Annotated in this window: 28 protein-coding genes and 1 tRNA gene; 9 read left to right on the top strand and 20 right to left on the bottom strand. The window is 65.4% G+C overall.

Annotation, left to right across the window (positions count from 1 at the left end; genetic code table 11):
• Nucleotides 1-49: 49 nt before the first annotated feature.
• The 4 genes from Q1U94_RS11090 to Q1U94_RS11105 form a co-directional block, all read right to left on the bottom strand.
• Nucleotides 50-250, bottom strand: a complete 201-nt coding sequence (locus Q1U94_RS11090) for a helix-turn-helix transcriptional regulator (RefSeq protein ID WP_300544511.1) — start codon at nt 248-250, stop codon at nt 50-52.
• Complete coding sequence (locus Q1U94_RS11095) at nt 247-657, bottom strand: hypothetical protein (RefSeq protein ID WP_300544514.1); 411 nt, start codon at nt 655-657, stop codon at nt 247-249. The genes Q1U94_RS11090 and Q1U94_RS11095 overlap by 4 nt, the downstream gene beginning before the upstream one ends.
• Nucleotides 654-914 (bottom strand): hypothetical protein, encoded by a 261-nt coding sequence (locus tag Q1U94_RS11100; RefSeq protein ID WP_300544516.1) that lies wholly within the window; start codon nt 912-914, stop codon nt 654-656. Before Q1U94_RS11100 ends, Q1U94_RS11095 begins: the two co-directional genes overlap by 4 nt.
• A 141-nt stretch (nt 915-1,055) precedes the next feature.
• Nucleotides 1,056-1,709, bottom strand: coding sequence for a peroxiredoxin (locus tag Q1U94_RS11105; RefSeq protein WP_300544519.1), 654 nt, complete (start codon nt 1,707-1,709; stop codon nt 1,056-1,058).
• 130 nt (nt 1,710-1,839) lie between these two features.
• Between Q1U94_RS11105 and Q1U94_RS11110 the strand changes: the two genes are divergently transcribed.
• A complete protein-coding gene (locus Q1U94_RS11110; RefSeq protein ID WP_300544522.1) occupies nt 1,840-2,331 on the top strand; it encodes a histidine phosphatase family protein in 492 nt (163 codons plus the stop codon).
• Nucleotides 2,332-2,484: 153 nt separating this feature from the next.
• Here Q1U94_RS11110 and Q1U94_RS11115 read toward each other — a convergent pair whose 3' ends face one another.
• Both Q1U94_RS11115 and Q1U94_RS11120 read right to left on the bottom strand, forming a co-directional pair.
• Entirely contained in the window at nt 2,485-3,216 is a 732-nt protein-coding gene (locus tag Q1U94_RS11115; protein ID WP_300544525.1) for a hypothetical protein, read from the bottom strand.
• Entirely contained in the window at nt 3,213-3,959 is a 747-nt protein-coding gene (locus Q1U94_RS11120) for a hypothetical protein (protein WP_300544527.1), read from the bottom strand. Before Q1U94_RS11120 ends, Q1U94_RS11115 begins: the two co-directional genes overlap by 4 nt.
• A gap of 233 nt (nt 3,960-4,192) precedes the next feature.
• Here Q1U94_RS11120 and Q1U94_RS11125 point away from each other — a divergent pair, with 233 nt between their 5' ends.
• Complete coding sequence (locus Q1U94_RS11125) at nt 4,193-5,773, top strand: glycosyltransferase (protein WP_300544528.1); 1,581 nt, start codon at nt 4,193-4,195, stop codon at nt 5,771-5,773.
• Between the two features lie 155 nt (nt 5,774-5,928).
• Here Q1U94_RS11125 and Q1U94_RS11130 read toward each other — a convergent pair.
• The 3 genes from Q1U94_RS11130 to Q1U94_RS11140 form a co-directional block, all read right to left on the bottom strand.
• Nucleotides 5,929-6,002 (bottom strand) — tRNA-Gly (locus tag Q1U94_RS11130).
• Nucleotides 6,003-6,065: 63 nt separating this feature from the next.
• Nucleotides 6,066-8,033, bottom strand: a complete 1,968-nt coding sequence (locus Q1U94_RS11135; protein ID WP_300544529.1) for a prolyl oligopeptidase family serine peptidase — start codon at nt 8,031-8,033, stop codon at nt 6,066-6,068.
• 73 nt (nt 8,034-8,106) lie between these two features.
• Nucleotides 8,107-9,120: a 2'-deoxycytidine 5'-triphosphate deaminase gene (locus Q1U94_RS11140; protein WP_300544531.1), complete on the bottom strand. Its 1,014-nt coding sequence runs from the start codon at nt 9,118-9,120 to the stop codon at nt 8,107-8,109.
• Nucleotides 9,121-9,282: 162 nt separating this feature from the next.
• Here Q1U94_RS11140 and apaG point away from each other — a divergent pair, with 162 nt between their 5' ends.
• Nucleotides 9,283-9,675, top strand: a complete 393-nt coding sequence (gene apaG, locus Q1U94_RS11145; protein ID WP_300544533.1) for a Co2+/Mg2+ efflux protein ApaG — start codon at nt 9,283-9,285, stop codon at nt 9,673-9,675.
• A 35-nt stretch (nt 9,676-9,710) separates the two neighbouring features.
• Complete coding sequence (locus Q1U94_RS11150; protein ID WP_300544535.1) at nt 9,711-11,165, top strand: TrkH family potassium uptake protein; 1,455 nt, start codon at nt 9,711-9,713, stop codon at nt 11,163-11,165.
• Here the strand turns inward: Q1U94_RS11150 and Q1U94_RS11155 are convergent.
• The 3 genes from Q1U94_RS11155 to Q1U94_RS11165 form a co-directional block, all read right to left on the bottom strand.
• The gene (locus Q1U94_RS11155) at nt 11,162-12,082 is read right to left on the bottom strand and encodes an Hsp33 family molecular chaperone (protein WP_300544537.1); all 921 of its coding nucleotides are present in this window, start codon (nt 12,080-12,082) and stop codon (nt 11,162-11,164) included. The two genes, Q1U94_RS11150 and Q1U94_RS11155, sit on opposite strands and share 4 nt — an antisense overlap.
• A 53-nt stretch (nt 12,083-12,135) precedes the next feature.
• Nucleotides 12,136-13,320, bottom strand: a complete 1,185-nt coding sequence (locus tag Q1U94_RS11160) for an aspartate aminotransferase family protein (protein ID WP_300544539.1) — start codon at nt 13,318-13,320, stop codon at nt 12,136-12,138.
• Nucleotides 13,321-13,391: 71 nt separating this feature from the next.
• A complete protein-coding gene (locus Q1U94_RS11165) occupies nt 13,392-14,204 on the bottom strand; it encodes an ABC transporter permease (protein ID WP_300544541.1) in 813 nt (270 codons plus the stop codon).
• Between the two features lie 204 nt (nt 14,205-14,408).
• Between Q1U94_RS11165 and Q1U94_RS11170 the strand changes: the two genes are divergently transcribed.
• On the top strand, nt 14,409-14,948 hold the full coding sequence (locus Q1U94_RS11170) for a GcrA family cell cycle regulator (RefSeq protein WP_300544543.1): 540 nt from the start codon (nt 14,409-14,411) through the stop codon (nt 14,946-14,948).
• A gap of 101 nt (nt 14,949-15,049) precedes the next feature.
• Here the strand turns inward: Q1U94_RS11170 and Q1U94_RS11175 are convergent, their stop codons facing one another.
• Both Q1U94_RS11175 and Q1U94_RS11180 read right to left on the bottom strand, forming a co-directional pair.
• Nucleotides 15,050-15,694 carry a DUF1109 domain-containing protein gene (locus Q1U94_RS11175; protein ID WP_300544546.1) on the bottom strand — a complete coding sequence of 215 codons (645 nt, stop codon included), beginning with the start codon at nt 15,692-15,694 and terminating at the stop codon, nt 15,050-15,052.
• Nucleotides 15,691-16,254, bottom strand: coding sequence for a sigma-70 family RNA polymerase sigma factor (locus Q1U94_RS11180; RefSeq protein ID WP_300544548.1), 564 nt, complete (start codon nt 16,252-16,254; stop codon nt 15,691-15,693). The genes Q1U94_RS11175 and Q1U94_RS11180 overlap by 4 nt, the downstream gene beginning before the upstream one ends.
• A 143-nt stretch (nt 16,255-16,397) precedes the next feature.
• Here Q1U94_RS11180 and Q1U94_RS11185 point away from each other — a divergent pair, with 143 nt between their 5' ends.
• From Q1U94_RS11185 to Q1U94_RS11200, 4 genes are all read left to right on the top strand, one after another.
• A complete protein-coding gene (locus Q1U94_RS11185) occupies nt 16,398-16,700 on the top strand; it encodes a DUF2282 domain-containing protein (protein ID WP_300544550.1) in 303 nt (100 codons plus the stop codon).
• 96 nt (nt 16,701-16,796) lie between these two features.
• Nucleotides 16,797-17,618, top strand: a complete 822-nt coding sequence (locus Q1U94_RS11190; RefSeq protein ID WP_300544553.1) for a DUF692 domain-containing protein — start codon at nt 16,797-16,799, stop codon at nt 17,616-17,618.
• Nucleotides 17,611-18,366: a DNA-binding domain-containing protein gene (locus tag Q1U94_RS11195; protein ID WP_300544555.1), complete on the top strand. Its 756-nt coding sequence runs from the start codon at nt 17,611-17,613 to the stop codon at nt 18,364-18,366. The genes Q1U94_RS11190 and Q1U94_RS11195 overlap by 8 nt, the downstream gene beginning before the upstream one ends.
• Nucleotides 18,363-18,932 carry a DoxX family protein gene (locus Q1U94_RS11200; protein WP_300544558.1) on the top strand — a complete coding sequence of 190 codons (570 nt, stop codon included), beginning with the start codon at nt 18,363-18,365 and terminating at the stop codon, nt 18,930-18,932. Before Q1U94_RS11195 ends, Q1U94_RS11200 begins: the two co-directional genes overlap by 4 nt.
• Nucleotides 18,933-18,939: 7 nt before the next feature.
• Here the strand turns inward: Q1U94_RS11200 and Q1U94_RS11205 are convergent, their stop codons facing one another.
• The 6 genes from Q1U94_RS11205 to pstC form a co-directional block, all read right to left on the bottom strand.
• Nucleotides 18,940-19,971 carry a glycoside hydrolase family 5 protein gene (locus Q1U94_RS11205; RefSeq protein ID WP_300544560.1) on the bottom strand — a complete coding sequence of 344 codons (1,032 nt, stop codon included), beginning with the start codon at nt 19,969-19,971 and terminating at the stop codon, nt 18,940-18,942.
• Nucleotides 19,972-20,037: 66 nt separating this feature from the next.
• Entirely contained in the window at nt 20,038-20,727 is a 690-nt protein-coding gene (gene phoB / locus Q1U94_RS11210; RefSeq protein WP_300544562.1) for a phosphate regulon transcriptional regulator PhoB, read from the bottom strand.
• Between the two features lie 25 nt (nt 20,728-20,752).
• Nucleotides 20,753-21,442, bottom strand: coding sequence for a phosphate signaling complex protein PhoU (gene phoU / locus Q1U94_RS11215; RefSeq protein WP_300544565.1), 690 nt, complete (start codon nt 21,440-21,442; stop codon nt 20,753-20,755).
• 28 nt (nt 21,443-21,470) lie between these two features.
• A complete protein-coding gene (pstB, locus tag Q1U94_RS11220) occupies nt 21,471-22,283 on the bottom strand; it encodes a phosphate ABC transporter ATP-binding protein PstB (RefSeq protein ID WP_300544567.1) in 813 nt (270 codons plus the stop codon).
• Between the two features lie 4 nt (nt 22,284-22,287).
• A complete protein-coding gene (gene pstA / locus Q1U94_RS11225; protein ID WP_300544569.1) occupies nt 22,288-24,030 on the bottom strand; it encodes a phosphate ABC transporter permease PstA in 1,743 nt (580 codons plus the stop codon).
• On the bottom strand, nt 24,023-25,723 hold the full coding sequence (gene pstC / locus Q1U94_RS11230) for a phosphate ABC transporter permease subunit PstC (protein ID WP_300544571.1): 1,701 nt from the start codon (nt 25,721-25,723) through the stop codon (nt 24,023-24,025). Before pstC ends, pstA begins: the two co-directional genes overlap by 8 nt.
• Between the last annotated feature and the right edge of the window lie 62 nt (nt 25,724-25,785).

Genomic DNA, 25,785 nt, shown 5'->3' on the forward strand with positions numbered 1-25,785 from the left:
GCGGCGGAGCACCCGGCCATCCCCTTTGATGGGGACGGATGACGCGCCCCTAGCCCTCCGCCTCATCGTCGAAGATCGCCTCGATCGGCTGGCCGAACAGGCGGGCGAGCTTGAAGGCCAGCGGCAGGGACGGGTCGTACTTGCCGGTTTCCAGCGCGTTGACGGTCTGGCGCGAGACCTCGAGCCGGTCGGCCAGGGCCTGCTGGCTCCAGCCGTGCTCGCCGCGCAATTCCCGGAGACGGTTCTTCATCGCACCCGCACCTGCTGGACCATGGAGGCCACGGAATGGGCCACAGCGGCGACCGGCAGCATCATGGTCATGTTGATCGGCTCCATCGCGCCATAGATCTCCGCCACGCCCAGTATGGCGGCCGCCAGCAGCATGGCCAGCATCGCCACGGCCGCGGCACGAACCTGGAACCGGGCGAGCATTTCGTCGATCGAGCGCACATAGTGCACGACCTCCCAGCCATACAGCACAAGCGGCAGGCAGGTCAGCAGGACCAGCGGCCAGACTGTTACCGCATCCCAACCGTTGCGAGAGGGATCCCAGATCTTGTCGATGGCCACCAGGATGCCGGTGAAGGCCAGCATCAGGACCAGGGTGCGCCAGGAATAGCGTTTGAGGATACCGGCCTGTTTCGCGTCGTGGCTCATGACCGGCCTCCCCCGGTCCGGCCACCGGTCAGCAGCACGCCGATCCGCACCACGGCCATGACACCGAGGATGAAAACGGCCAGCGCGCCGGCCTTGATGCTGCGGGGCAGGTCGGCCAGGGCGGCCTTGACCGGCTCGATCAGGCCCGCCCCGAACTCGACCGCGGCAATGGCCGACACGAAGACGATGGCGAACAGCGCCAGCGAGACCAGCGACGGCACCGCCCCCTCCCCGTCTGTCCAATCGTGATCCTGCATGATGATCTCCTTGAAATTTGTAAAGCGTGCTTTACCAAATAATGTCAAGGACACTATACGTCAAGGTTGCTTGACTGCTTGTGCCGCAAAAAAGGGGCGCCTCGCAAGGAGCGCCCCTTTTAGAAAGCCCTGGAAAGCGCCCTATTCGGCCGGTTCGTCGACCTTGTTGGGCTGTTTGGTGATGCGCAGATAGGGCTTGATCTTGTTGTAGCCCGCCGGGAAGAGCTTGTCGGCTTCCTCGTCGGAGAGCGAGGGCACAACGATCACATCCTGGCCGTCTTCCCAGTTGACCGGGGTGGCGACCTTGTATCCGTCGGTCAGCTGCAGGCTGTCGATCAGACGCAGCACTTCATTGAAGTTCCGGCCGGCGCTGGGCGGATAGGTGAAGGTGGCGCGGATCTTCTTGTTCGGATCGATGACATAGACCGAGCGCACGGTGACCTTCGGATCGGCGTTCGGATGGATCATCGAGTAGAGTCCGGACACTTTCTTGTCGACGTCGGCGATGATCGGGAAATTCATCGTCACGCTCTGGGTTTCCTCGATATCCTTGATCCAGCCCTTGTGATCCTCGACGCTGTCCACGGACAGGGCGATCGCCTTGGCATTGCGCTTGGCAAACTCGTCCTTCAGCCTCGCGGTGAAGCCAAGCTCGGTGGTGCAGACCGGGGTATAGTCGGCCGGGTGCGAGAAGAAGACGACCCAGTTGTCGCCGATCCACTCGTGGAAATTGATCGGACCCGTGCTGGTCTCGGCATCGAAGTTCGGGGCGGTATCGCCTAGCAGAAGACCCATGGTTCTCTCCTCGGTTCAAATGGGGGATAAATCGCTCTAGGACTAGGTGCGCTCTAGGCGGCACGATTGCAAGACCCCGTTTCGCCGCAACCAGACTCCGAACCCGCCCGGAAACGACCTGCCGATATCCATGACCACAACCCTTATCCTCATGCGCCACGCCAAGGCCGTCGACCGGCTCGAAGCGGAAGACGATTTCCAGCGCGGCCTGACGCCGCGCGGCCGGGCCGACAGCGCGGCCGCTGCCGATGCGCTGGCCGACCACGGGCTGCGGGTCGATCTGGCCCTCGTCTCGCCCTCCTGGCGCACGCGGCAGACCTATGACCAGCTGGTGCCGCAACTGGGCGAGCCTGAGCTGGACGATCCCATGGCGCTCTATCACGCCTCCACGGACATGCTGGAACGCGCCACAAACAACGCCATCGACCGGGCCGGGACCATCCTTCTGGTCGGACACAATCCGGGGATTGGCGGGTTTGCGCACAAGCTGGCCCAGGCCTGCGGGGCGATGAGAGCGATGCCGCTGGGCTATCCCACGGCGACAGCGGCTGTCTTCACCCTGGAGGAAGGCGATCTGGCCCGCCCGCAATTCCTGACCATATTCAATCCCAAGGCGGCATAGCCCGGATATCCGCGTTCCAGCCGGCCCGCGCCGGGTTTCCCGCCGGGCCCGGTCCCGATTCTGAAAACGCTCACAGGCCGGCGGCGATCGGCGACGCCAGTCCTGCAGCGAACCGGTTCCGAGTGTGGATGGCGCGGGAGAGGTTGTCGAGGATCATGGGGACGCCTCGCAGGGTTGACCCGTTTCTCTGGCGATTTCGCGGCATACGCTTTGGAGCTGGTCCAAATATCTCACCAGATAAGACGAGAAAATTGCATGCATCCGCGTGGCTTCAACGACCGCGCTCGCGGCTTGCGGGTCACTTGCAAGCCCGTCCAGATCAACGCGCACCGCCGTTCGGACCGGGACAGATGTGGGGGTGTGAAACACGTAAGGCCGCCAATAGTCCGCCATTGACGACAGCCCGCTCCGGAAGCTGGCTTGCTGGCTTTGCACCCACAAGAGATCCGACCGCAGCTCGTTCAGCTGCGTCATCAGGCGATCACTGCGGATCAGCGCCAGATCGCCAGATTGTTCGAGTGCGTCATATGATGGCTGACTGAGCGGTGGGCGGCTGAAATACAGGATGCGGGCCATGCCATCCTCGAATGCCGCGCGGTCTTCATCACGCACCGACCCGGCGGTGACGGCGTCCGCGAGAATGCGGAAATTCTCGTCCTGCTCTGCGTTGCGATCGATTCGTTCGGACAGTTCGGCGATGTTTTGCTCGATATCCTGCTGAATTCGAGCGAGCGCCATCGATTCCGCCACGCGATCCTGCCGGTCCGCATTCCACGCCGTAATCTGGAAACCGATCACAACACCCGCGATGACGATGACGAATTCCAGCGCCACGGCGAACCAGTTCTGTTCGCGGATGGCGCGGCTGATGCGGGCGAGGATCATTCGGATGTATCCTCCGGCGGGTTGCAGGGGCGACCGGTCCGTTCCGCTATTGCTGTGCACATGTCCTGTGCCAATCCCAGTGTACGGCGAGTCCACTCCGTGACCGCGCGCTGACTGTTATTGCCGAGAAGAAGGCGCTGAAGAAACGCATCGTCCCGGCTCAGGACATCGAAGTCGAATTCCCAGCGCCGCTCTCGGACCGTATCCGGAGCATAAACCAGCCGGGCACCGGCCTGACCCACGAATAGCGGGTCCTCAATGCGCAGCCGGATATAATCGATCTGCGCCTGCAGGAACGTCAGCTGGGCATGATAGTCGCCGATAGCGGCGCGTAGTTCCGGAGACCCGATCTCCGAAAATTCTCCGGCATTGATCAACTCGTCATAGACCGAGCGCGGCGGAAAGGCGGCCGGCAGGATCCCGACGGAATTGAGCCCCTGGGCCATCTCGCGCGGGTTGGCGTCCGACCAGTCATTGGCCTGCAACCGCTCGATTGCCTCGGTCCGCAAGGCATTCATCCGTTCGTGGAGTTGGACGTGTCCCCGGTGATAGGCAACGATCTGTTCCGCCTCGTCATGCAGCCGCTCCAGCGCCGCATTCCGCCGCATCTCTGCCGCGCGCTCATCCGCCCAGGCCGAAATCTGGAAACCGATCACCACGCCGGCGATGACGATCACGAATTCCAAGACTACCGCGAACCAGTTCTGTGTCCGGATCGCCCTGGAGATGTTCTGCAGGATCATGGCCTGCCCCCCGAATACCGGCACTAACCATCGGGTGACTTTCAGGAGATCGCAAACGGAAATTGACCGGTGCTTCGCGGCGATGCCCGGAGCCACCGCCTTCGTGGACCCGGGGCCGGTCAGGCACCGACAGCCGGGCCCAACGATGCGCGCTCCCGGGTTCGGATGACTCGCGTTATGAGTGTATATATGCTTTTGTGCCCGTTATGAGAGCTTTCTAGGGGAATGGCTGTATGGACGGGACCAGTGTGATCGAGCGCCAGGCCGGGCGGCCGGCCGAGACCGGACACCCCGCGCCGGACCGCAACCCGCAACGCCGGGACGGAACGCCGCGCATCCTGGCCCGGCTCTGGGCCGACGAAGCCGCCAACGGCCTCGTGCGGCGATCGCCGGAGCACAGCGCCCGCGAGCGCGGCTTTTCCCACCTGATCGCCCTCGCCGGGTTTCTGGTCCCGGCCGCGCTCACCGGGCTCGCCCTGAAAGGACCCGGCATACTGGGGCTGCTCGCCTTGACGCTTTCACCGGTTTTCGCTGCGCAGACCCTGCTGCGTCTGGCCGCTGCCCTCCTGGCGCCGCGCTGGGCGCCGAAGCGCGACCTGCCCGTGCGCGCACTGCCGGCCGCCAGCCTCATCGTCGCGCTTTACAGGGAAGCGGCCGTTCTGGACCAGCTGATCGCCGCCCTCAAGGCGATCGATTATCCCCGCGACCGGCTGGAGATCAAACTCGCGCTGGAAACGGGCGACACCCGGACCCGCGAGGCGCTCGCCTCCATCGCCCTGGACGAGCGGTTCGAAGTGGTTCTCGTGCCGCCCGGCCGGCCGCAGACCAAGCCGCGCGCGCTCAATCACGCCCTGCGATTCTGCACCGGCGAGATCGTCGGTGTGCTGGATGCCGAAGACCGCCCGCATCCGCGTCAGCTGCGCTGTGCCGCCGAGAGCTTCTCCCTCGCCCCGGCCGAGCTTGTATGCCTGCAGGCGCCGCTGAACTGGTTCAATCGCGCCGAAAGCTGGCTGACCCGCCAGTTCGCGCTGGAGTATGCCGCGCATTTTCACGGCCTGCTGCCGCTCTACAACCGCCTGGGCTGGCCCCTGCCGCTGGGCGGAACCAGCAATTATTTCCGGACCGCCGCGCTTCGCCGCGCCGGCGCCTGGGATGCGTGGAACGTCACCGAAGATGCCGATCTCGGCGTTCGCCTTCACCGCATGGGTCTTCGCTGCGGCCTGATCGCACCGATGACGCTGGAGGAGGCACCGGTCGGGCTGGCAGCCTGGATCCCCCAGCGCACGCGCTGGCTGAAAGGGTATCTGCAGACCCTGGCGGTGCATGCCGCGGCCGGCCGAAAGCCGGGCCGGCGCCTGCTGTCGCTGGGTCTCACCCTGGGTGGCGCTATCCTGTCGGCGCTCGCCTGCGGGCCATCGGTCGTGATCGTCCTGGCGGCCATCCTGCTGACCGGCGGCACCGCGGGCCTGCCGGTTCTGGCGGGCCTGACGGGCACGGGATGGCTGGCCGCCGCGCTGTGCGCCTGGCGCGCCGCATGCCGGGCCGGTGTACCCGTGCGCACGGGCGACCTGCTCACACTGCCGGTCTATGAAGCGATCAAATTCTGGCCAGCAGTACGGGCCCTGTATCAGCTGGTGACAAATCCCTATCATTGGGAAAAGACCGAACACGGCGTGAGCGCCCTATCCAAGCCGAGCCCATGTATCTCTCCCTCACCGCCACGCTCGTCGCGCTCGGCATCGTCATCGCGATCTTCATCCTCGCCCGCTGGCGCGCCGGCCAGCCGGTCCGTCCGGAACGCGGCCCGCGAATGATCCCCTGGACCCTGATCGCCATCGCCATGGGCGGCTTCGCCGTGATCCTGATCGCCCACCTGGCCGAGCTGGGCGGCCTGGATCTCAGCCAGCGGCCGCCACGGCCCTAGCCGAGCGGAGGCCAAGTCAGCTGGCTGAGTTGAACACGGAATGGCTGGAGCGGGTGAAGGGAATCGAACCCTCGTCGTAAGCTTGGGAAGCTTCTGCTCTACCATTGAGCTACACCCGCGCGAGAGGGTGACTATACGCACACCGCGACGGCTCGCAAGCGGCCGCCGCGGTACTGTCTGCGCTAGTCGGCAGGCAAGTGCCGCTGCAGGAAGTCCCGGCTCTCGCTGAGCAGGGTGTGGCGGGCATTATAGGTGCCCAGGTAATGGTCCTCGCCACTCATTTCCACATAGCGGAAGCCCTCGCGCCCCTCCATCGCGCTTGCCATAAGCCGGCTCTGTTCGACCTCGACCGTGGTGTCGTCATCGCCATGCACCAGCAGGACGGGGACATCGTATTCGTCGACCCGGTCAAGCGGCGTGATCTCGTGCTGGCGGGCCTCATCGTCGAAAATCGTGCCGATATAATCGTGCCAGTAGCGCAACTCGTCCGACTCGCTGCCGCCGCGCAAACGCATATTGCCGAGCATTCGGAACGGGTCGGTCACCGCCGATACGCCGACCACGCAGCGCACCTCGTCCGGTGCCCGCAACGCCGTCATCAAGGCGGCATAGCCGCCATAGCTGGCGCCGACAGTGCAAAATCCGCCCTCGCGGGCAATGCCCTCCGCCTGAAGATAGCGGGCACCGTCGAGCATGTCCTCGATCATGCGCCCGCCGAACTCGCCAAAACCGGCATCCCGGAAATCGTCGCCATAGCCCGACGAACCGCGGAAATTCGGCTTCAGCACGACATAGCCCAGAGAGGCGTAGTACTGGGCCCACCAGTCGTATGTTGCATGATCGCGCGCTTCCGGTCCGCCGTGCGGCATCAGGACCAGCGGGAAGGGACCGTCGCCGCGCCGCTGCCCCGGAGGCAGAACCATATAGGCGTTGATGCCCAGCCCGTCCGACGCCTCGTAGTGCACACTCTCGACGGCCGACAATTCCGTCTCGGCGATTGCGGGTGCCTCATTGCCGATCGACTGCAGACCGCCGCTGGGCACATCGAACAGGAAGAAACCGGTCGGCTCGCCGCGATTGTCGATTGCGAATGTGAACAGGCTGCGATCGTCGGTCCAGGAGAGGAGACGGACATGGCCGTAGAGCGCGTCTTCCAGGGCGCGCTGCACGGCGGCCAGTTCCGGATCGGTATAGCGATGTCCCGGAATGTCGCCGCCATGGCGGAAACCCGCCAGCTCGCCCCGCCGGCGGTCGATCAGCACGCCCAGACGGTGGACCTCCTCCCCGTCGAGCGTAAAGGGCGCCAGCTCCCCGCTGGCCAGATCGAGACGGCGCAAGCCGTCATTCGGCCCGGCCGGAAAGCTCACGGCCAGTTCACGGCCACCCGAGATCACGCCGTGAACCTGCGGGATGCGCAGGCCGTAATTGCCGGAAAACAAGACGGCATTGGTGTCGGTTCCGCGAACGATCCGGTAGTCGCCGGTCTCGGGGTCGTGGAAGACCCGCGCCACGATCGCGCCATCGGCGTCGACGATATTGTCGTGCACGCCCTGCCCGCTGCGCACGGAGCGGACCGGTTCCGACCGGCCGCTGTCCAGGTCGACCTCGAACAGCGTGGTCTCCAGGTCGCGGTTCTCCGGGCCGCGCAGATTGGTATTGGCCCGTTCGGAGCGCCAGAGATAGCCCATTTGCATCATGACAAGGCTGTCGTCGCCATTCATCAGCGAAACGACATTGGTCAGGCTGGGATGGTGGTCCTCGTCGCGCATCAGCTGGACATTCCCGCGCGTCTCGATGTCGAAGGCATAGGTGCGGTAGAGCGGCACCGTCATCGGTCCGTGGCGGGTGCGGATCTCGTCGGTATAGGTGACGATATAGGCCAGGTAACGGTTGTTGATCCAATAGAAGGACAGGATCCGGATGCCTTCCGGCGAGGCGATTTTCCCGGTAACGCCGCCACCAGCCATGTCGAAGAAACAGATTTCCTGCTTGCCGATATCGGCGATGGTGCAACCCATGGCCAGCATCGACCCGTCCGGCGATATCTCCGCCCACCAGATCGTCGGCGGCGTGGCGAAATCGTCCAAACTCGGCTGGGCGTGCGCGATCGAAAGCGTCAGCGCCGCCAAAAGCCCTCCCAAAAAACGCATGTCTCCCCCCGGATTTCAGCGCGGCCTACAGACTAGATGCGCCGGCAATCCGCGTGCAAGTTCCGATTGAAAATCAGGCGAAGAACTTGGAGAGTTTCAGGCTCTGGGCCTGATAGTTCGATGCGATCTTGCCGTAGGCGTTTTCCGGCGCCTCGCGCATCGGCTCGTAGACCAGGCGGGCGATGGGCTGGCCATGCTCCAGGATGAAGGGCACATCCCGGCCCCGCACTTCCAGCACCGCCCGGGATCCGGTTCCCCCGGCCTCTGCAATACCGAAACCGGGATCGAAGAAACCCGCATAGTGCGCGCGAAACTCGCCGATTTCGGTAGCGATCGGCGCCATCTCCGCAGCTTCTCCCGGACCGATCGAGACGGCTTCGCGGGAGGCCAGGATGTAGAATTCGCCCGGATCGAGGATCAGCCGGTGATCGGGCGCAAAGAGCGGTTCCCAGAAGCGCGACCGGTCATGGCCGCCGATCCTTGACAGGTCCACAAGACCGGCATGCCGGCGCGCGCGATAGCCGACAATACCGTCTTCGAACCCGGCCAGGTCGACGCTGACCGTAATGTCGCGCAGAGGCACATGCGCCCCTTCGCGAAAACGCACCTGGCTCAGGCGGTCGCCTTCGCGGGCCAGGATGGAGAAGGTGCAGGGGCTGATCTCGGCATACAGCGGACCGTCATACTCCGGCGGGGCCCGGTCGAAGGCTTCGCCGCTATCTGTGATGACCCGGGTGAAAACGTCGATCCGCCCGGTGGAGCTTTTCGGATTCATCGCGGCCGTCAGCCCCGGCGGCAGTTTCAGCCTTTCCTGAAGCGGCGCCAGATACACACAGCCTGTTTCCAGAACGGCCCCGCCGGTGAGGTCCACCGTGTGCATGCGAATATCGCTGTCCAGGCATTGCGTGACGGTGCGGCCGCGCCCCGGCAGAAAGCTGGCACGCAACCGCCAGGCCTGCGCGCCCAGGCGCAGATCCACGCTGGCCGGCTGGATCTGCCCGTCTGCCGGCGGGGTTTCGGCCACAATGACGCCGGTCTCGAACAGGGTTTTCAGCCGATGGTCTGGGAGAATGCCGGAAGCGGTCATGATCGGATCGGTTGCTGTCAGAACGGCACCCAGATGTCCTCCATCTCCCGCGCCCTGTCCAGCCGTGCTGACCGTAGGGGTTGAGCCGGGCCCGAGGCGGGACGATGATATGCTGCGACAGGGCGTGTTCCGGGGACACGCCGGAACGGGCGGATGCGCATCATGTACCAGCACGAGAGCGGCGGTGTAAAAATCAGCGTGGTGCCGGACTATCTCGAGGACGAATCCGAGCCGGAAAGCGGCCACTATGTCTGGGCCTACACGGTGGAGATCGAGAATACCGGCCACGAGCCGGTGCAGCTCATCGCGCGCAAATGGGTGATCACCGATGCCATGGGCCGGACCGAACACGTGCAGGGGCTGGGCGTGATCGGCGAACAGCCCGTGATCGAACCGGGCGAACGCTTCCGCTACACCTCCGGTGCGCCCCTGACCACGCCCTCCGGCTTCATGCACGGCAGTTATGAAATGCAGCGCGGGGACGGGGAAAGTTTCGCCGCCACGATTCCCGGCTTTTCGCTCGACCGCCCCGGCGATCGCGTGCGCCTGCATTGACGATGGCCCGGCGATAGGCCGCGGGGGACACGCGCGTGACCACATCCCTGCGACAGGTCCTTTTCATGGTCGGCATCATGGTCGCCGTCCTGGCGGCCGCCATGATGTTCCCCGCCATGCTGGACGCGGCCCATGGCGCCCAGGAAAGCGCGACCGCCTTCTTCCTGTCCTCCATCCTGGGCATGTTCGTCGGCAGCGCCACGGCCCTGGCCAATCGCGGCCCGGTGGATTCAATCACGCCGCGCACCGCCTTCGTGCTGACCGTGGGCGCCTGGCTCGGTCTGGCCGTCTGCGCCGCCCTGCCCATGCGCTTGTCGGGCGAGGGGCTGGACTGGACCGATGCGATATTCGAATCGATTTCCGGCCTGACCACGACCGGCGCCACGGTGATCACGGGTCTCGACGGCCGCCCCGACGGGTTGCTGCTCTGGCGGGCGCTGCTGCAATGGATCGGCGGGATCGGCATCATTGTCACTGCCATGGCCTTCTGGCCCATGCTGGGCATTGGCGGCATGCAGCTCTTCCAGCTGGAAAGCGGCGACAAGTCGGACAAGGTGCTGCCGCGGGCAACGCAGATCGCGGCCTCCATCTCGCTCATCTACGCCCTTCTCACCATCGCCTGCTTCTTCGCCTACATGGCCATCGGCATGGACTGGTTCGCGGCGCTGGCGCACGCCATGACGACGCTGTCCACGGGCGGTTTCTCCACCTCCGACAATTCCATGGGTGCCTTTCTGCCGCTGGGCGGCGACATCGTGGCAACGGCCTTCATCATCCTGGCCTCGCTGCCGTTCGGCCTGTTCATCCTGGCCGCCCGCGGCAAGCCGGTCTCGCTGTTCCGGGATGCCCAGGTGCGCGGCTTTGCAGCCGTCATCGTGACGGCCAGCTTGCTGCTGACGCTGATGCTGATGGCATCCGGCACGCTGGAGGGCGGCACGGCGCTGCGGCAGGCGAGTTTCAACGCCGTGTCCATCATCACCGGCACGGGGTTCGCCTCGGCCGACTACGGGGCCTGGGGACCGGCTTTCGAGGCGGCCTTCTTCATCTTCATGTTCATCGGGGGCTGCGCCGGGTCGACGACCTGTTCGGTGAAAATCTTCCGCTACCAGATCGCCGGCACCGCCATGCGGCGCTACCTGGCCAAGCTGATGCGGCCTAATGCGGTGATCCCGATGCGCTACAACGGCCGGATCGTGGAGGAGACGGCGCTGCACTCGGTGATGGGTTTCTTCTTCGTCTTCTTCGCCGTCTACGCGATCAGCGCCGCCGTGCTGTCGGCGCTGGGCCTGGACACGGTCACGGCCCTGTCCGGCGCGGCGACCAGCCTGACCAATACCGGCCCCGGCCTGGGCCCTGTCATCGGGCCGGCAGGCACGTTCCAGCCCCTGTCGGACCCGGCAAAATGGGTGCTGACCTTCAACATGTTCATCGGCCGGCTGGAAGTGCTGGCGGTGCTGGTCTTCCTCAGCCCGCGCTTCTGGCGCGGCTAGCCGGCGGCCCGGGACACTTCGGCGGGATCGAAGCGCCAGTCCCTGTTGCAATACTCGCAGGTCATCACGATTTCGCCGCCGGTTTCCATCTCCGCCCGGTCCTCCGCCGGAAAGGAAGCGATGATGCCCAGCAGGCGCTCGCGCTCGCAGGAACAGCGGCGGGCGACATGGCGCGGCTCCAGAAGGCGGACCCCGTCTTCGTTGAACAGGCGGAAGAGCAGGCCGCCGGCCGAAAGGTCCGGATCCAGAAGTTCTGCATCCTCGACGGTTTCGAACAGGGCGCGGGCATGATCCCAATCGGCCTCGGCCGAGCCGCGGGTCTCGTCGCCGGCTACCGCCTGGAGCATCAGGCCACCGCCGCGCCAGGCCCTGTCCTCGCCCTCCTTCCAGCTCTCGCCAACGGCGATCCGGAGCCGGGTCGGGGTCTGTTCGGACTGGGTGAAATAGGCTTCCGCCGCCGCCGAGAGGCTGGGGCCTTCCAGGCCCACGACACCCTGGTACTGGTCCTTGTCGGGCCCGTAGTCGATCGTCATCGCAAAGGCGCCCTTGCCCATGAGCCGCGTCATCAGCATGTCCGGACCGGGGCGTTCGGCCAGCGCCGCGTCCACCGCGTCGCGGTCGATCTTGGCAAAGCCGCGCACCCCCTCGCCGGCAACATATTCGGCGACGATAAACTGGATCGGGCCCGACCCGTTCGCCTGGACGATCAGACGCCCGTCGAATTTCAGCGCATCGCCGACCAGGGCGGCGATGATCACGGCCTCGCCGAGCAGCCGGGCGACCTGGTCGGGATAGGCGTGGGCCGACAGGATCGCGTCCAGCGTCGAACCCAGGCGGCAGGCACGCCCGCGCACCGCCCGGTCCTCGACCTGGTATGCGGCAACGATGTTGTCGTGTTCGCCCAGCGGATCGCTCACGCCTCTACTCCGGTTGCATCCGTGTTGCGCCGATGTCGCGCCACTGTGCGGCTCTAGCTCGCTTCAAGTGCGCCCAGGGCCTCGTCGAGGATGGACACCGCCTCGCTGGCATCCTCCTTGGTGATGACCAGCGGCGGCGCCAGGCGCGAGACATTGTCCCCCGCCGCTCCCACCAGCAGATGCCGGTCGCGGGCCAGGCCGGCCAGCTTCTTCGGATCGTACCCGTCCTTCAGCTTGACACCGACCAGGAGACCCTTGCCGCGCACTTCCGCGACCTTGTCGGCATGCCGGTCCATCAGACCGTGCAGCTGCTGGCGCAGATAGTTCGACACTTCCACGACATGGTCCATGAAGCCGTCGGCCGTCAGCTCGTCGAACACCACATTGCCCACCGCCATGGCCAGCGGTCCGCCGCCATAGGTCGAACCGTGGGTGCCCACGACCATGCCCTTGGCCGCCGCTTCGGTGGCCAGGCAGGCGCCCATCGGGAAGCCGCCGCCAATGCCCTTCGCCGCCGCCATGATGTCCGGCTCGGCGCCGTCTACCCATTGATGGGCAAAGAGTTTTCCGGTCCGGCCTGCGCCCGACTGGACCTCGTCATAGACCAGCATCAGCCCGTGCTCGTCGCACAGCTGGCGCAGGCCGCGCAGGAAGCTGTCCTCCGGCGCGCGCACACCGCCCTCGCCCTGTACGGGCTCCACGCAGATCGCCGCGGTTTCCTCGGTGATCGCCGCCTTCACCGCTTCCAGATCGCCGAACTCGACCTGGTCGAAGCCTTCCATCGCCGGACCGAAACCTTCGAGATATTTCGGATTGCCGCCGGCGTTGATGGCGCCATAGGTGCGGCCGTGGAAGGCGCCGGTGAAGGTGATGATGCGATAGCGCTGCGGATTGCCGTTCACATAGTGATAACGCCGCGCCGTCTTCAGGGCGCACTCCATCGCCTCGGCGCCGGAATTGGTGAAGAAGACCCGGTCGGCAAAGGTCGCCGCACACAGCTTGTCGGCCAGTTCGATCCCCTTGGGCACCTTGTACATGTTGGACAGGTGCCAGAGCTTGCCGGCCTGTTCCGTCAACGCCTTGACGGCCTTGGGATGGGCGTGGCCGAGACAGTTCACCGCGATACCCGAGATGAAATCGAGATAGCTCTCGCCGCCGTCTGTATAGAGGCGGGGTCCCTTGCCGTGATCGAAAACGAGATCCGGCGGGGCATAGGTGTCCATCATCGGGGCGGGCATTGCGGGGTCCTCCAAAGTGTCGCGGCGCCCCTTGCATGGGACGCCCTTGTCCTTCGTCTAGGCCTCCCCGCTCAGCTCTTCAAGCGCCAGCCTGCACGCAACAGCAGGTAACACGCCACGGCCAGAAGCATGTTGATCGCTAACACCGCGACAATGCCCGCAGCGAGCGATCCGTCGGCCTGGCCGATGAAGCCGTAGCGGAAGCCGTCGATCATGTAGAAGAAGGGGTTGAAATGGCTGATCGTGGCGATCGGCTCGGGCAGCGCATTGACCGAGTAGAATGTGCCGGACAGGAAGGTCAGCGGTGTGATGACAAAGGTCGTGACCGCCGCCATGTGGTCGAATTTCTCGGCCCACAGCCCGCCGATCACGCCGACCATGCCCAGCATCGCGGACGCGGAAATCCCGAAATACAGCACCGCCCACCAGTGCTGCGGCATGATGTCGATGAAGGGGATCAGGGTGACCGCCGTCACCGCGGCCACCAGAATGCCCCGCGTCATCGCCCCGGCAATGAAACCGATAGCCAGTTCCGCAGCCGATAGCGGCGGCATCAGGAAATCCACCGCATTGCCCTGTACTTTCGAGACCAGGATCGAGGAGCCCGAATTGGCAAAGGCATTGTTCAGGAGCCCCATCAGGATCAGTCCCGGCGCCAGGAATTCGACGAAGGGCACACCGCCGACATCACCCCGCCGCGCACCGATGGCAACGGCAAAGACGGTCATGTAAAGCAGTGTGGTCGCGACCGGTGCTGCAACGGTCTGGGTGCCGACCTTGAGAAAACGCCGGACTTCCTTCTTGTACAGGGTCCACAGACCCAGCCAGTTGATAAGTCCGAATTTTCTCGGCCCGTTTACGGAGCTTAAGCTGGCGTTACTCATATCGAATTACCCTTAATTTCCCGGTAACCATCTGCGTTAACGATTGGGGGTGCAAGGGAGCTTTCCACAGGAATGGTCATAACCCGATCTTGTGGCGTCAGCTCATGCGGATACAATATCTAGTGTAATTAAACATGAACTGACATATGCGCCGTTTACCGACATTCAAGGTGGCAAGCGCATCACAGCTCGGAGATGAGTGCGATGGCCTGGACTGACGAACGCGTCGAGCAACTCAAGAAGCTCTGGTCGGAAGGCCTGAGCGCCAGCCAGATTGCCAAACAATTGGGGGGTGTGACCCGCAATGCCGTGATTGGCAAGGTCCACCGTCTGGGTTTGTCAGGCCGCGCGACACCGTCACGTCCCGCCCGCCGCACCGTGAAACCCTCCCGCCCGCGCACAACCACGGCCTCCACCGCGCCAGCCGCACGCCCGGTCTCGCGTCCGTCCCCCTCAACGGCACCGGCGGCGTCCGCACCGGCGCCGGTGGAGCCTGCCGTACTGCCTTCCGGCGAATTCGCCACCGTTCTCACCCTGCGGGACTCGATGTGCAAATGGCCGATCGGCGATCCGGCCCAGGCCGAATTCCGCTTCTGCGGCCGCAAGACCTGTGGCGGCAACGCCTATTGCGAGGCGCACTCCTCGATGGCCTACCAGCCCGGCAACAAGCGCCGCCGCAAGGCGACGGCCGATGCCGGCGCCGCCCTCGACGCCATCGCGGCAACCCGCCGGTACAATTTCTAGATCCACGCCCTGGCGTACGGACATTCCCTCACCCAGAATGTCCGAAAGTAGCGGCCGCCCTTCCCGGGGCGGCCGTTTTTTTTTGAACAGCCAGACCTGCGCTACCAGCGCAGGGCCCAGCGGCCGGCGGCGGCGCCGGTCAGCCCCGTCGCGGCGATCCCCAGCCCGTACCAGATCACCAGAAAGACCGGAGATGCCTCGCCGCAACCCAGCGAATAGACGGAGGCAGCCAGCCCCCCCGCGGCCAGGCCGCAGGCCCAGCCTGCGCGGCCCAGCCGGGTCGGCGCCGCGCGCCGCATGACCGCCAGCATCAGGGCCAGCAGGGGGACGGACAGAAGCAGGATATAGCCGACACAGCGCCGGGCGGTTTCCCCCATGACAAGCGCCTGCCAGTCCGCGGGCGGCGTTGCCGCAAGCACGGCGAGGGCGATGGCGGCGAAGCCCGACCAGACGATCGCCGCGAACACCGGCCCGCCGGGGTCACGGGCCGCCGGCCGGGACAGGGCCGCCATGGCCCAGGCGCCGATAGCCGCCAGCGCGCCCGTAAACGCCAGTTTCAACCAGAATGACACGCCGTGCAGTGCGGCGACCAGGTCGGCCCGGAAGGCCAGGTCGGGCAGGACGAGGAATGCCAGCAGGCCGGCCCCGGCCGCGACCCCCACAGCCAGCAGTAGACGCCGCAGCGGGCGGCGCGGACTGACCGGTTCCAGGTCCTCCGCCAGACGCTCGATCAGATCGTCGGTCACGACGATGCCTCCCGGCCCGCGAACCGGTCGCGAAGCGCTTTCAGGCCGCGATGGACATTGACCTTGATCGCCGAAACGCCGCGGCCGCTGCGCGCCGCAGCCTCTTCCACCGACAGGCCTTCGACCTTGGTCAGGCGCAGGGCTTCGGCCTGGGGCGCGGAGAGCTCCGCCATTGCCCGGTCCAGATCGAGCCGCGCCATGGCGGCACCCTGTGCCGGATCGGCGGCGGCGAGGAATTGTGCCTCATCGTCCAGGGGCAGGCTCGCCCGCCGCCGGTGGGCACGGTAGAAATCCACCAGCTTGTAGCGCGCAATGGCATAGATCCAGGCCGTCAGCGGTTGGCCGGGGTCGTAGGTGTCGCGCTTGACATGGATCGCCATCAGCGTCTCCTGGACCAGATCCTCCACAGCCGACGGATCGCCGGCCCGCTGACGGAAATAGCCCGTCAGCCTTTGCTGCACGTCGCGCAGCAAGGTCCGGTAAGCCGCTGCATCGCCTGCCTGGCTCGCGACCATCAGGCTGCGCAGCTGTGCTTCGTATCGCTCCGTCACGACAGTCATAGGTTCGTGTCCCGCGCCGTGAAAGTTACAGCCGGAAAAAATTTTCAGCTCCACTGTAACCAATCTCTCATCCGCGGCGAACTGCATCACGTGACCGGCGCTTCGGCAACGGTCGCAGAACCAAGTTCAAGCAAAGGTGATGCATGAAACCGCAATCCAGAAACACAGCTTTTACCGCGTCCGCGCTCGCCCTCTCCCTCGCCGCCGCCGCTGCGGCCGGCGCCCAGGGCAATGACAACATGCCGGGCGACGAGGAAATGGAACGCTGCTACGGCATCGCCCTGGCGGGCGAGAACGACTGTGCCGCAGGTCCGGGCACATCCTGCGCCGGCACCTCGACCGTCGACTATCAGGGCAATGCCTGGACCTACGTGCCTGAAGGTACCTGCGAATCCATCGAAACGCCCTACGGCCCGGGTTCCCTGGAGCCGATCGAGCGTCCGTAACAGGTTTTTCGAGCCCGCGCCCCGTCGCCCCCGCCGGGCGCAAAGGAGGTCATCGGTTCCGTGTCTGCCGTCCAGCCCTGTCCCCTCTATGCTGGCATGAGCCTCAAGCCCGAACATTATCGTTCCGCGCTTGATGCGCGGGCCGATGGCCTCTGGTTCGAAGTCCATCCAGAAAACTATATGGGCGATGGCGGACCGCGCCTCGCCTGGCTCGACGCGATCCGCGCGAACCACCCCGTCTCCTTTCACGGGGTCGGATTGTCGCTCGGCGGTCCCGATCCGCTGGATCGGGACCATCTCGACCGGTGGAAACGGCTGGCCGGCCGGTTCGAGCCCGCCCGGGTGTCCGAACACCTGGCCTGGTCGAGCCTGGGAGGCCGGTATTTCAACGATCTCCTCCCCACGCCCATGACGCAGACGGCCCTGGACCGGTTCTGCGAACATGTCGACGAGATGCAGAGCGCGCTCCAGCGGCAGGTCCTGGTAGAAAATCCGTCGCGCTACCTGCCGATGCGAGACGACATTCCGGAGCCGGAATTTCTCGCCGAGACGGTCCGGCGAACCGGGTGCGGCCTGCTGCTCGACATCAACAATATCCATGTCAGTGCGCACAATCTGGGCTTCGATGCCCGCGCCTATCTCGATGCCGTTCCCGCCGGCGCCGTCGGCGAGATTCATCTGGCCGGTCACGATAGCGATGCCGGGCTCGGCGAAGCACTGCTGATCGACACGCATGGCCGCCCGGTCTCCGAAAGTGTCTGGTCGCTCTACGAGGCTGCGATCAGGCGGACCGGGCCGCAGCCGACGCTGATCGAGCGCGATACCGACATCCCCGCCTTCGAGACGCTCTTGCAGGAGCGCGCCCGGGCCCAGCTCATCCTGGACGCCGCCCGCAGCCGCGAGCCGGCCCATGCCTGACGATTTCCACACCGCCTTCGCCGACGCGCTGCGCACGGGCCGGACCGATCCGCTCCAGCCCTATCTGGCAGAAGCCGGCGCCGCCGGGCGGCTTTCCGTCTACCGGAACAATGTCGTGCGCGGTGCCATCGAGGCGCTGCGCGCCGCCTTTCCCGCCATCGACCGGTTGATCGGATCCAGGCTGTTCGACGCGCTGGCCCGGGCCTATTGGCACACTCACCCGCCGGAACGGCCCACGCTGATCCTTTATGGCGATGCGTTTGCGGACTATCTGGCCGGTGCCGAGCCTGTCGCCGGCCTGCCCTGGCTGGCCGATGTGGCGCGCCACGACCGCGCCTGGCTGGAAGCCCATCACGCGCCCGGGGGCCGCCCGCTTGGCGCAGCCGATGCCGCCGGACTGGCCCCGGAAACCCTGCCCGCCCTGGTGCCGGGACTGCAGCCCTCGGTCCGGCTTCTGACCTCTCCCTGGCCCGCCTACGACATCTGGCACCGCAACCGGGTCGAGCCGGACGACGCGCCGATGCGGGCCGACCCCGGGCAGTATTTCTCGCTGCTCTGGCGTAAGGACGGCACGGTATGCAGCCGCATGCTGCACGCGGGCGAGCACGCCTTTCTGGACGCGCTGGGCGGCGGCGCTCCGCTGGAGACGGCCGCACAGGCAGGCCTGGCGGCCGAACCCGGTTTCGATCCGGCGGCGGCTTTTGCCGCCGCGCTCAATGATTCCCTGCTGAAAGGTCCCCTGACATGACCCCTTCGCCGCTGGCGCGCACGACCGCGCTGCACGACCGTCTCGTCCGCCTGTTGTCGGGCATCCGGGTCCGCGACGCCCTCGCCCTGCTGGCCCGGCTGAGCCTGGCCGGCGTGTTCTGGCGTTCGCTCCTGACGAAGGTCGAGACCGTCCGGCTGCTGCCCTACATCGAAACGATCAACGCACATGACGTGACGCGGCATCATTTGCGCGTGCCCGATTTCCCGCTGGACATGAAGGCGTCGACACTGACGCTGTTTGCCACGGAATACGACCTTCCGCTCATTCCCCCATCCCTGGCCGCATGGATGGCGACGCTGGCGGAATTCCTCCTGCCGATCGCCCTGCTCCTGGGCCTGTTCACACGCTTGTCCGCGCTGGCACTGATCGGCATGACGCTGGTGATCCAGGTCTTCGTCTATCCGGAAGCCTGGTGGGGCACGCACGCCCTCTGGATCTCCATGGCGGGTCTCGTGGCCGTCTACGGGCCGGGCCGGATCAGCCTCGACACCGCCCTGGGACACCTCTCGCCATCCGGCCGGGCCGGGCGGCCGGCCTCATCCTGACCCTGTCCTAATTCCCGGGAGTCCCGGTCAGCGCGGTCAGCATTTCGGGGATCCAGGCATCGACCTGCTGGTCATAGGCCCGCATCGTGGTGGCAAAACCCCAATGGCACCAGCCCAGGCCGCGGGCCTCCGCTGCACCCCGGACCGCGCGGACCCAGCGCGCGCGCAGATGGACGGGCACGTCGTAATAGACGCCGAATTCACCCAGCAGCACCGGCACGTTCCGGGTCCGGGCATACTGCGCCACAATGTCGAAATCCCGTGCCAGCTCCGCCTCGTCGGCCGGACCGCCCCACTGCACACCCGTACGCGGCCGGTTGGCCCAGGGGGCACCCTGATGGGTGAAATCGAACGGCGAGTAATAGTGCACCGTCGTCATGACACGGGGGTCGCCCGCAGGCACCTCGGTCTGGACCAGACCTTCGATATTGTTCCAGCGGGCCGATGCCAGGATCACCCAGCGCTCCGGCGAAACCGCGCGTACGGTTTCCAGCAGGCGGGCATTGATCCGGTTGACCTGTTCGGCAGAGATCCGGTCGGTCGGCTCGTTCAGCAGTTCGAAGACCAGATTGGCCGGATAGTCCTCGTAGTGCGCGGCCAATTGCTGCCAGATCGCCAGCAATTGCGGCATCCGGCCATCCGGGTCCGCCATGAAGGCCTCGAAATGGTGCACGTCGAGAATAACCCGCAGATCGCGCGACAACGCATAGTCGACAATGGCATCCGCGCGCGCCAGAAAGGCCGGATCGATGCGATTGTCCGCGTCCAGATGCGCCGACCAGCGCACCGGCAGGCGAAGCGTGTCGAACCCGGCCGCAGCGATCGCGTCGATATGGCGGAACTCGACCGTGTAGCCCCACTGCCCTTCGAACTCGGCCTCGAGCGCGCCGGACAGGTTCATGCAGCGTTCGATGCCCGGTGCGGATACGGCAAGCCCATCACGATGACCGCTCCCGGACGGACCCGGCGCCTGGCCGCCCGCATCGCAGGCCGCGAGGAGGCCGGAAAGGACGGCGAAGGCAAGACGGGAACGGAGCATGTCAGGCAGCCTCCAGCGGATACAGGGCCGACGATAGGCGGCCGGGCCGGGCAAATCCACCGCCCCTCAGGCGTTCACGTCAAACGCATAACCTGCCGAACGCACGGTGCGGATCGGATCGCGCTCTTCCTTCTTGTTGAGGGCCTTGCGCAGCCGGCCGACATGGACGTCGACCGTGCGTGCCTCGACATAGACGTCGGACCCCCAGACCGCATCCAGCAGCTGCTCGCGCGAAAACACCCGTCCGGGGTGCTGCATGAGATAGTCCAGCAGGCGGAACTCCGTCGGGCCAAGATGGATTTCACGGTCCGCGCGTTTCACGCGGTGAGCCACCCGGTCCATCGTGATGTCACCGGCGGCGATAGTATCCTCGGCGAGGCCCGGGCGGATGCGGCGCAGCACGGCACGGATGCGCGCGAAGAGCTCAGTCATCGAGAAGGGTTTGACCACATAATCGTCCGCGCCCGTGTCCAGCCCGCGCACCCGGTCGGTCTCTTCGCCGCGGGCGGTGAGCATGATGATCGGGACGTTGGCCGTTTCCTGGCGTCCACGCAGACGTCGGCAGACCTCGATGCCGGAGACTTTCGGCAGCATCCAGTCCACCAGGACCAGATCCGGCGTTGTCTCTTCGGCCTGGATGAGGGCATCCTCCCCGTCGCCGGCGACGGAGACGGCATATCCCTCCTTTTCCAGATTGTATTGCAGGAGGGTCGCGAGAGCGTCTTCGTCTTCGACCACGAGAACTTGAGGCTTCATCGTTATCTCTCCACGATCAGGGTCTTCAAGCCGGCGGCGGCGAGTCCGCTTCCAGCGGCGTAGCGGTCACCATGAAGTGCAGAGCCTCGGCTATATTGGTGGCGTGGTCGCCGATACGTTCGAGGTTCTTAGCCACAAACAGGATGTGGACACCCGGCTCGACCAGGCCCGAATTCTCGCCCATCGACACCAGCATCTCGCGCACCAGCGCGTTGTAGCGCTCGTCGACTTCGTCGTCGGTCCGCCAAACCCGGATGGCAGGCTCGATCTCGAACGACGACAGGGCGTCGAGAACCTCGTGCAATTGCTTGATCACGATCGCGCCAAGGCGCTCGACACGGTCGATCAGGGCCAGCGCGGGGTATTCCGACAAGTCCTTGGCGCGATAGGCGATATTCTTGGCCAGATCGCCAACGCGTTCCAGATCTGTGGAGATCTTCAAGGCGGAAATCGTCATGCGCAGATCGGTGGCAAGCGGCTGGCGCAGCGCGAACAGGCGCAGCACCCGCTTCTCCACATCGACCTGCATCTGGTTGACCTGCTTCTCGCGGTCACGCACGGCCTGAACCAGCGTAGAATCGCGGCGCACAATCGCCGCGATCGCCGTTTCCAGCTGGGTCTCGACCAGTCCGCCCATGCGGGCCAGCTCGTCGGCCAGCTGGTCCAGTTCCTCGCCGTATGCCGTGACGATATGTGCCGTTTTCGACAGCGCCATGGCGCCTACTCCTCAGTTGGTGTCCGGCCTAACCGAACCTCCCGGTGATGTAATCCTGCGTCCGCGGATCGCGCGGATTGGTGAAAATGTCTTCGGTCGGCCCGAACTCGACCAGATTGCCCATATGGAAAAAAGCGGTTTTCTGGGACACCCGGGCAGCCTGCTGCATCGAGTGGGTGACAATGATGATGCAGTAGTTTTCCCGCAATTCGTCGATCAGTTCCTCGATCTTCGCGGTGGCGATCGGGTCCAGCGCCGAGCACGGTTCGTCCATCAGGATGACTTCCGGGTTGATGGCAATGGCGCGCGCGATGACCAGACGCTGCTGCTGACCGCCGGACAGGCTCGTGCCCGGATCGGCCAGGCGATCGGACACTTCCTCCCACAGGCCCGCCTTGCGCAACGCGGTCTCGACAATGCCGTCGAGCGCGTTCTTGGACAGGGCCAGGCCGTGAATGCGCGGCCCGTATGCAACATTGTCGTAGATCGACTTCGGGAACGGGTTGGGCTTCTGGAACACCATGCCGACGCTCGCACGCAGCACAACCGGATCCACCGCCCTGTCGTTCACTTCCCGGCCGTCAATTTTCAGCGAACCGGTGACGCGCGCTCCTTCGATCGTGTCATTCATGCGATTGAGGCAGCGCAGGAAGGTCGACTTTCCGCATCCGGACGGACCAATGAAGGCGGTGACCGACCGGTCGGGAATATCGATCGAGACGTGATTCAGCGCCTGTTTGCCATTGTATTCCACACAGACATCGCGTGCCGCGACCTTTATGGGCCGCTCGCCGCCGGAATGGCTGTCGTAGATCTGGGCTTGGGGATGATTGTCGGGCATGGGGCTACCATCTCCGCTCGAAACGGCGGCGCAGATAGATGGCCAGGCCATTGAACCCGATCATCAGCGCCAGAAGGACAAGAATGGCCGCGGCCGTGCGCGCCTCGAAGGCGCGTTCGGCACCGTCTGACCAGAGGAAGATCTGGACCGGCATGACCGTCGCGGGCTGGGTCAGGCCTTCCAGGCCCAGCGTAGGCGCGTCGGCAATGAAGGCCACCATGCCGATCATCAGCAGCGGCGCGGTCTCGCCGAGGGCCTGGGCGAGACCGATGATCGATCCGGTCAGTATCCCCGGCGCCGCCAGCGGCAGGACGTGGTGGAACACGGTCTGGGTCTTCGACGCACCGACTGCCAGTGCGGCCTGCCGGATCGAGGCGGGTACCGCCTTCAGCGCGGCGCGGGTGGCGATGATCACCGTCGGCAATGTCATCAGCGACAGCACGAGACCGCCGACCAGCGGCGCCGAGCGGGGCAGGCCGAATGCATTGATGAAGACCGCCAGTCCCAGAAGACCGAAAACGATGGAGGGCACGGCGGCGAGATTGTTGATATTCACCTCGATAAGGTCGGTGAACCGGTTCTTCGGAGCATATTCTTCCAGATAGAGCGCCGTGAACACGCCGACCGGCACCGACAGGGCGACCGTGATCAGCATGGTCAGGATGGAGCCGTACAGAGCGCCCTTTACACCAGCCAGTTCCGGTTCCCGGCTGTCGGCGTTGGCGAAGAGATAGGTATTGAAATCGTGCGAGATGCGGCCGCGATCGGACAGGGCGCGCGTCCAGACGATGGCCTGGTCAGACACCCGCCGGCGGCTTTCCGGCGTGTCGACAACGTAGAGCGTCCAGTCCTCGCGCGCATCGATTTCCGCCTCGCCCAGGAGCGTCTCGGCCCGGGCCCGGCGCCCATCCGATGACAATTCGGTGAGACGCAGCGTGGTGCCGTTCGCCTCGACGAGAATCGACGGCAGGTCGGCATTCAGCACGAGCCAGCCATCCTGCGTCGCCGCCCGCGCCCGCATGTCCGCTGCATCGGCCGCCAGCCGCCCGGCCTCGAAGAGCGCATCCTCGCGCTCGGTTCCTGTCAGGTCCTCGCTGCGCAGACGGGCCTGTTCGGCGCGGGTTTCAAGCAACCGGGCCTCGGCATTGACGAGATCCGTGATGTCCGCCGAAAGTCCGGCGAAATCCGGCTCGCTGGACTGGACAAGGACCCCGTCCTCGCCTGCTTGCGCCGTCAGCGCGCCAGCCGTGTCCAGGGTCCTGTCCTCGACCAGGCGACCCTTGAGATAGAGGTCCAGATCGTCGGCGATCGGCATGCGGAAGGTGTGCGTCGTGCCAACCAGCTCCGGACGGGCCAGGACTTCGTCCATCAGGCGGGTCGAATTGAGCGGCGTATAGAGCCCGAACAGATTGCGCAGATCGCGACGGGCGCTCACATCGGGAAATTCGGCCCGGATCGCCTCCTGCAGAACGCGGCTGTAGGAGCCCCGGCGCAGCGAAGCCTCTGATCCGTCGCCTTCCCGATCGACCAGTTCGGCATTGAGCTGAACCGGCAGGACGAGCTGGTGGACGGTGAAGGCGGGCAGGCCCTGGGCAATGATCGATCCCAGCAGAACAGCCAGAATGCCAACCGCTGCAGCAACGGCGGAAAGGCCGGCCAGCTGGAATCGGGTCTCGGCCCTGTAGCGCCGGGCAAGATGCTGGTTGACCGCGTCGCGGATGGAGGTGGTGTCAGGGGTATCAGTCATACTTTTCCCGATATCGCTGCACGACACGCAGTGCGATCACGTTCATAACCAGCGTGATGGCGAATAGGACCAGGCCCAGGGCAAAGGCCGACAGTGTCTTGGGACTGTCGAACTCCTGATCGCCGGTCAGCAGCATGACAATCTGCACGGTGATCGTGGTCACGGATTCCAGCGGATTGGCCGTCAGGTTGGCGCCCTGACCGGCCGCCATGACCACAATCATGGTTTCCCCCACGGCGCGGGATACGGCGAGCAGGATCGCGCCGACAATACCCGGCAAGGCCGCCGGCATGACGACGCGTGTGATCGTCTCCGACCGCGTCGCCCCCATCGCGTACGATCCGTCGCGCAGGGTCTGCGGAACGGAATTGATGACGTCGTCGGACAGCGAAGAGATGAAGGGGATGATCATGATCCCCATGACGAGACCGGCAGAAAGCGCGCTCTGGGTCACCACATCGTCGAAGCCGAGAAGGGTGAACAGGGAGCGGATCGCCGGCCCGACGGTAAGCAGGGCGAAAAAGCCGTAGACCACGGTGGGAATGCCCGCGAGGATTTCCAGCATGGGCTTGGCCGTGGCACGAAAGCGCGGGCCGGCATATTCCGACAGGTAGATCGCCGACAGGAGGCCGATCGGCACGGCAACGGCCATGGCGATCAGAGTGATCAGCGCCGTGCCGGCGAACAGGGGCACGGCCCCGAACGCCCCCGACTGGCCGACCTGGTCCGCGCGCAAGGCGATCTGCGGTGACCATTGCAGACCGAACAGGAATTCGCTCACCGGGACCGTGGAAAAGAAGCGGATGCTCTCGAACAGGAGCGAGAACACGATGCCGACCGTTGTCAGAATGGCGATGACCGAGGAGAGCAGCAAAAGCGCGGTGACCAGGTTTTCCACGTGATTGCGGGCGCGGAATTCCGGGGCAACCTGGTCGCGGGTCCGCATCAGGCCGGCAGCTGCCATGATCACCGCGATCACGCTGACGAGATACCGGATCTGTGTCTGGTGCCGGACAACAATCTCGGATGCGGCGGCGAGCTCCTCGCTTTCCCGGCTTGGCAGCTCGCCATTGGCGATCTGGATGGCGTCGGAGAGGAAGAGCTGCCGGCGTTCGCGCGGAGCCTGCACCAGTTCGAACCCGGCCAGTTCGTGCAGGCTTGCACCGCTCGCGCGGGCCTCTAGGGCCACGCCGTCCACCAGTTCGGCGCGGCGGCGGATGACCGCTTCCTCGGCGGACGTCACCGCGTTCAGAACGTCCAGCTGCTCGGCCCGCAATTGCTCCAGCAGCTCGGGTTGCCGGTCGTCGCCACGGGCGCTGCGCAGACGCTCCATGTCTTCGTTGAGCGCGGATACCCGGCCACGCAATTGCACGGCCTCACCCCGAAGGGCCTGGTATCGGGCGTCATCGTCGAGGCGCTGTTCCAGCTGCGCACCCAGAGCAGCCGCGTCGCGGCGCAATTCGGCAAAGGTCAGCCGCTCGACCGCTTCGCTGCCGAACAGGCCGAAGGCTGCGAGCAGGAGAAACGCCGGCAGGCCGGTCCAGATCGCCACGTAATAGCCGTGAAAATTGGGCAGGGAGTGCAGGCCGACCGTATTGCCCGACACCGCCGCGATGGCTCGCGAACGGCCGGCATAGAAACCGCCCGCCAGCATGACGAGGATCGCGAGCGCGACGATGGCGATGACAGACATGCGGCTATTCGGTCCTTCGGCTGGCCGGGGCTGGCGACCGGGGATGACAGGTGCGGGGCGTC

The organism is Maricaulis sp. (assembly GCF_030149515.1).
Classification (GTDB): domain Bacteria; phylum Pseudomonadota; class Alphaproteobacteria; order Caulobacterales; family Maricaulaceae; genus Maricaulis.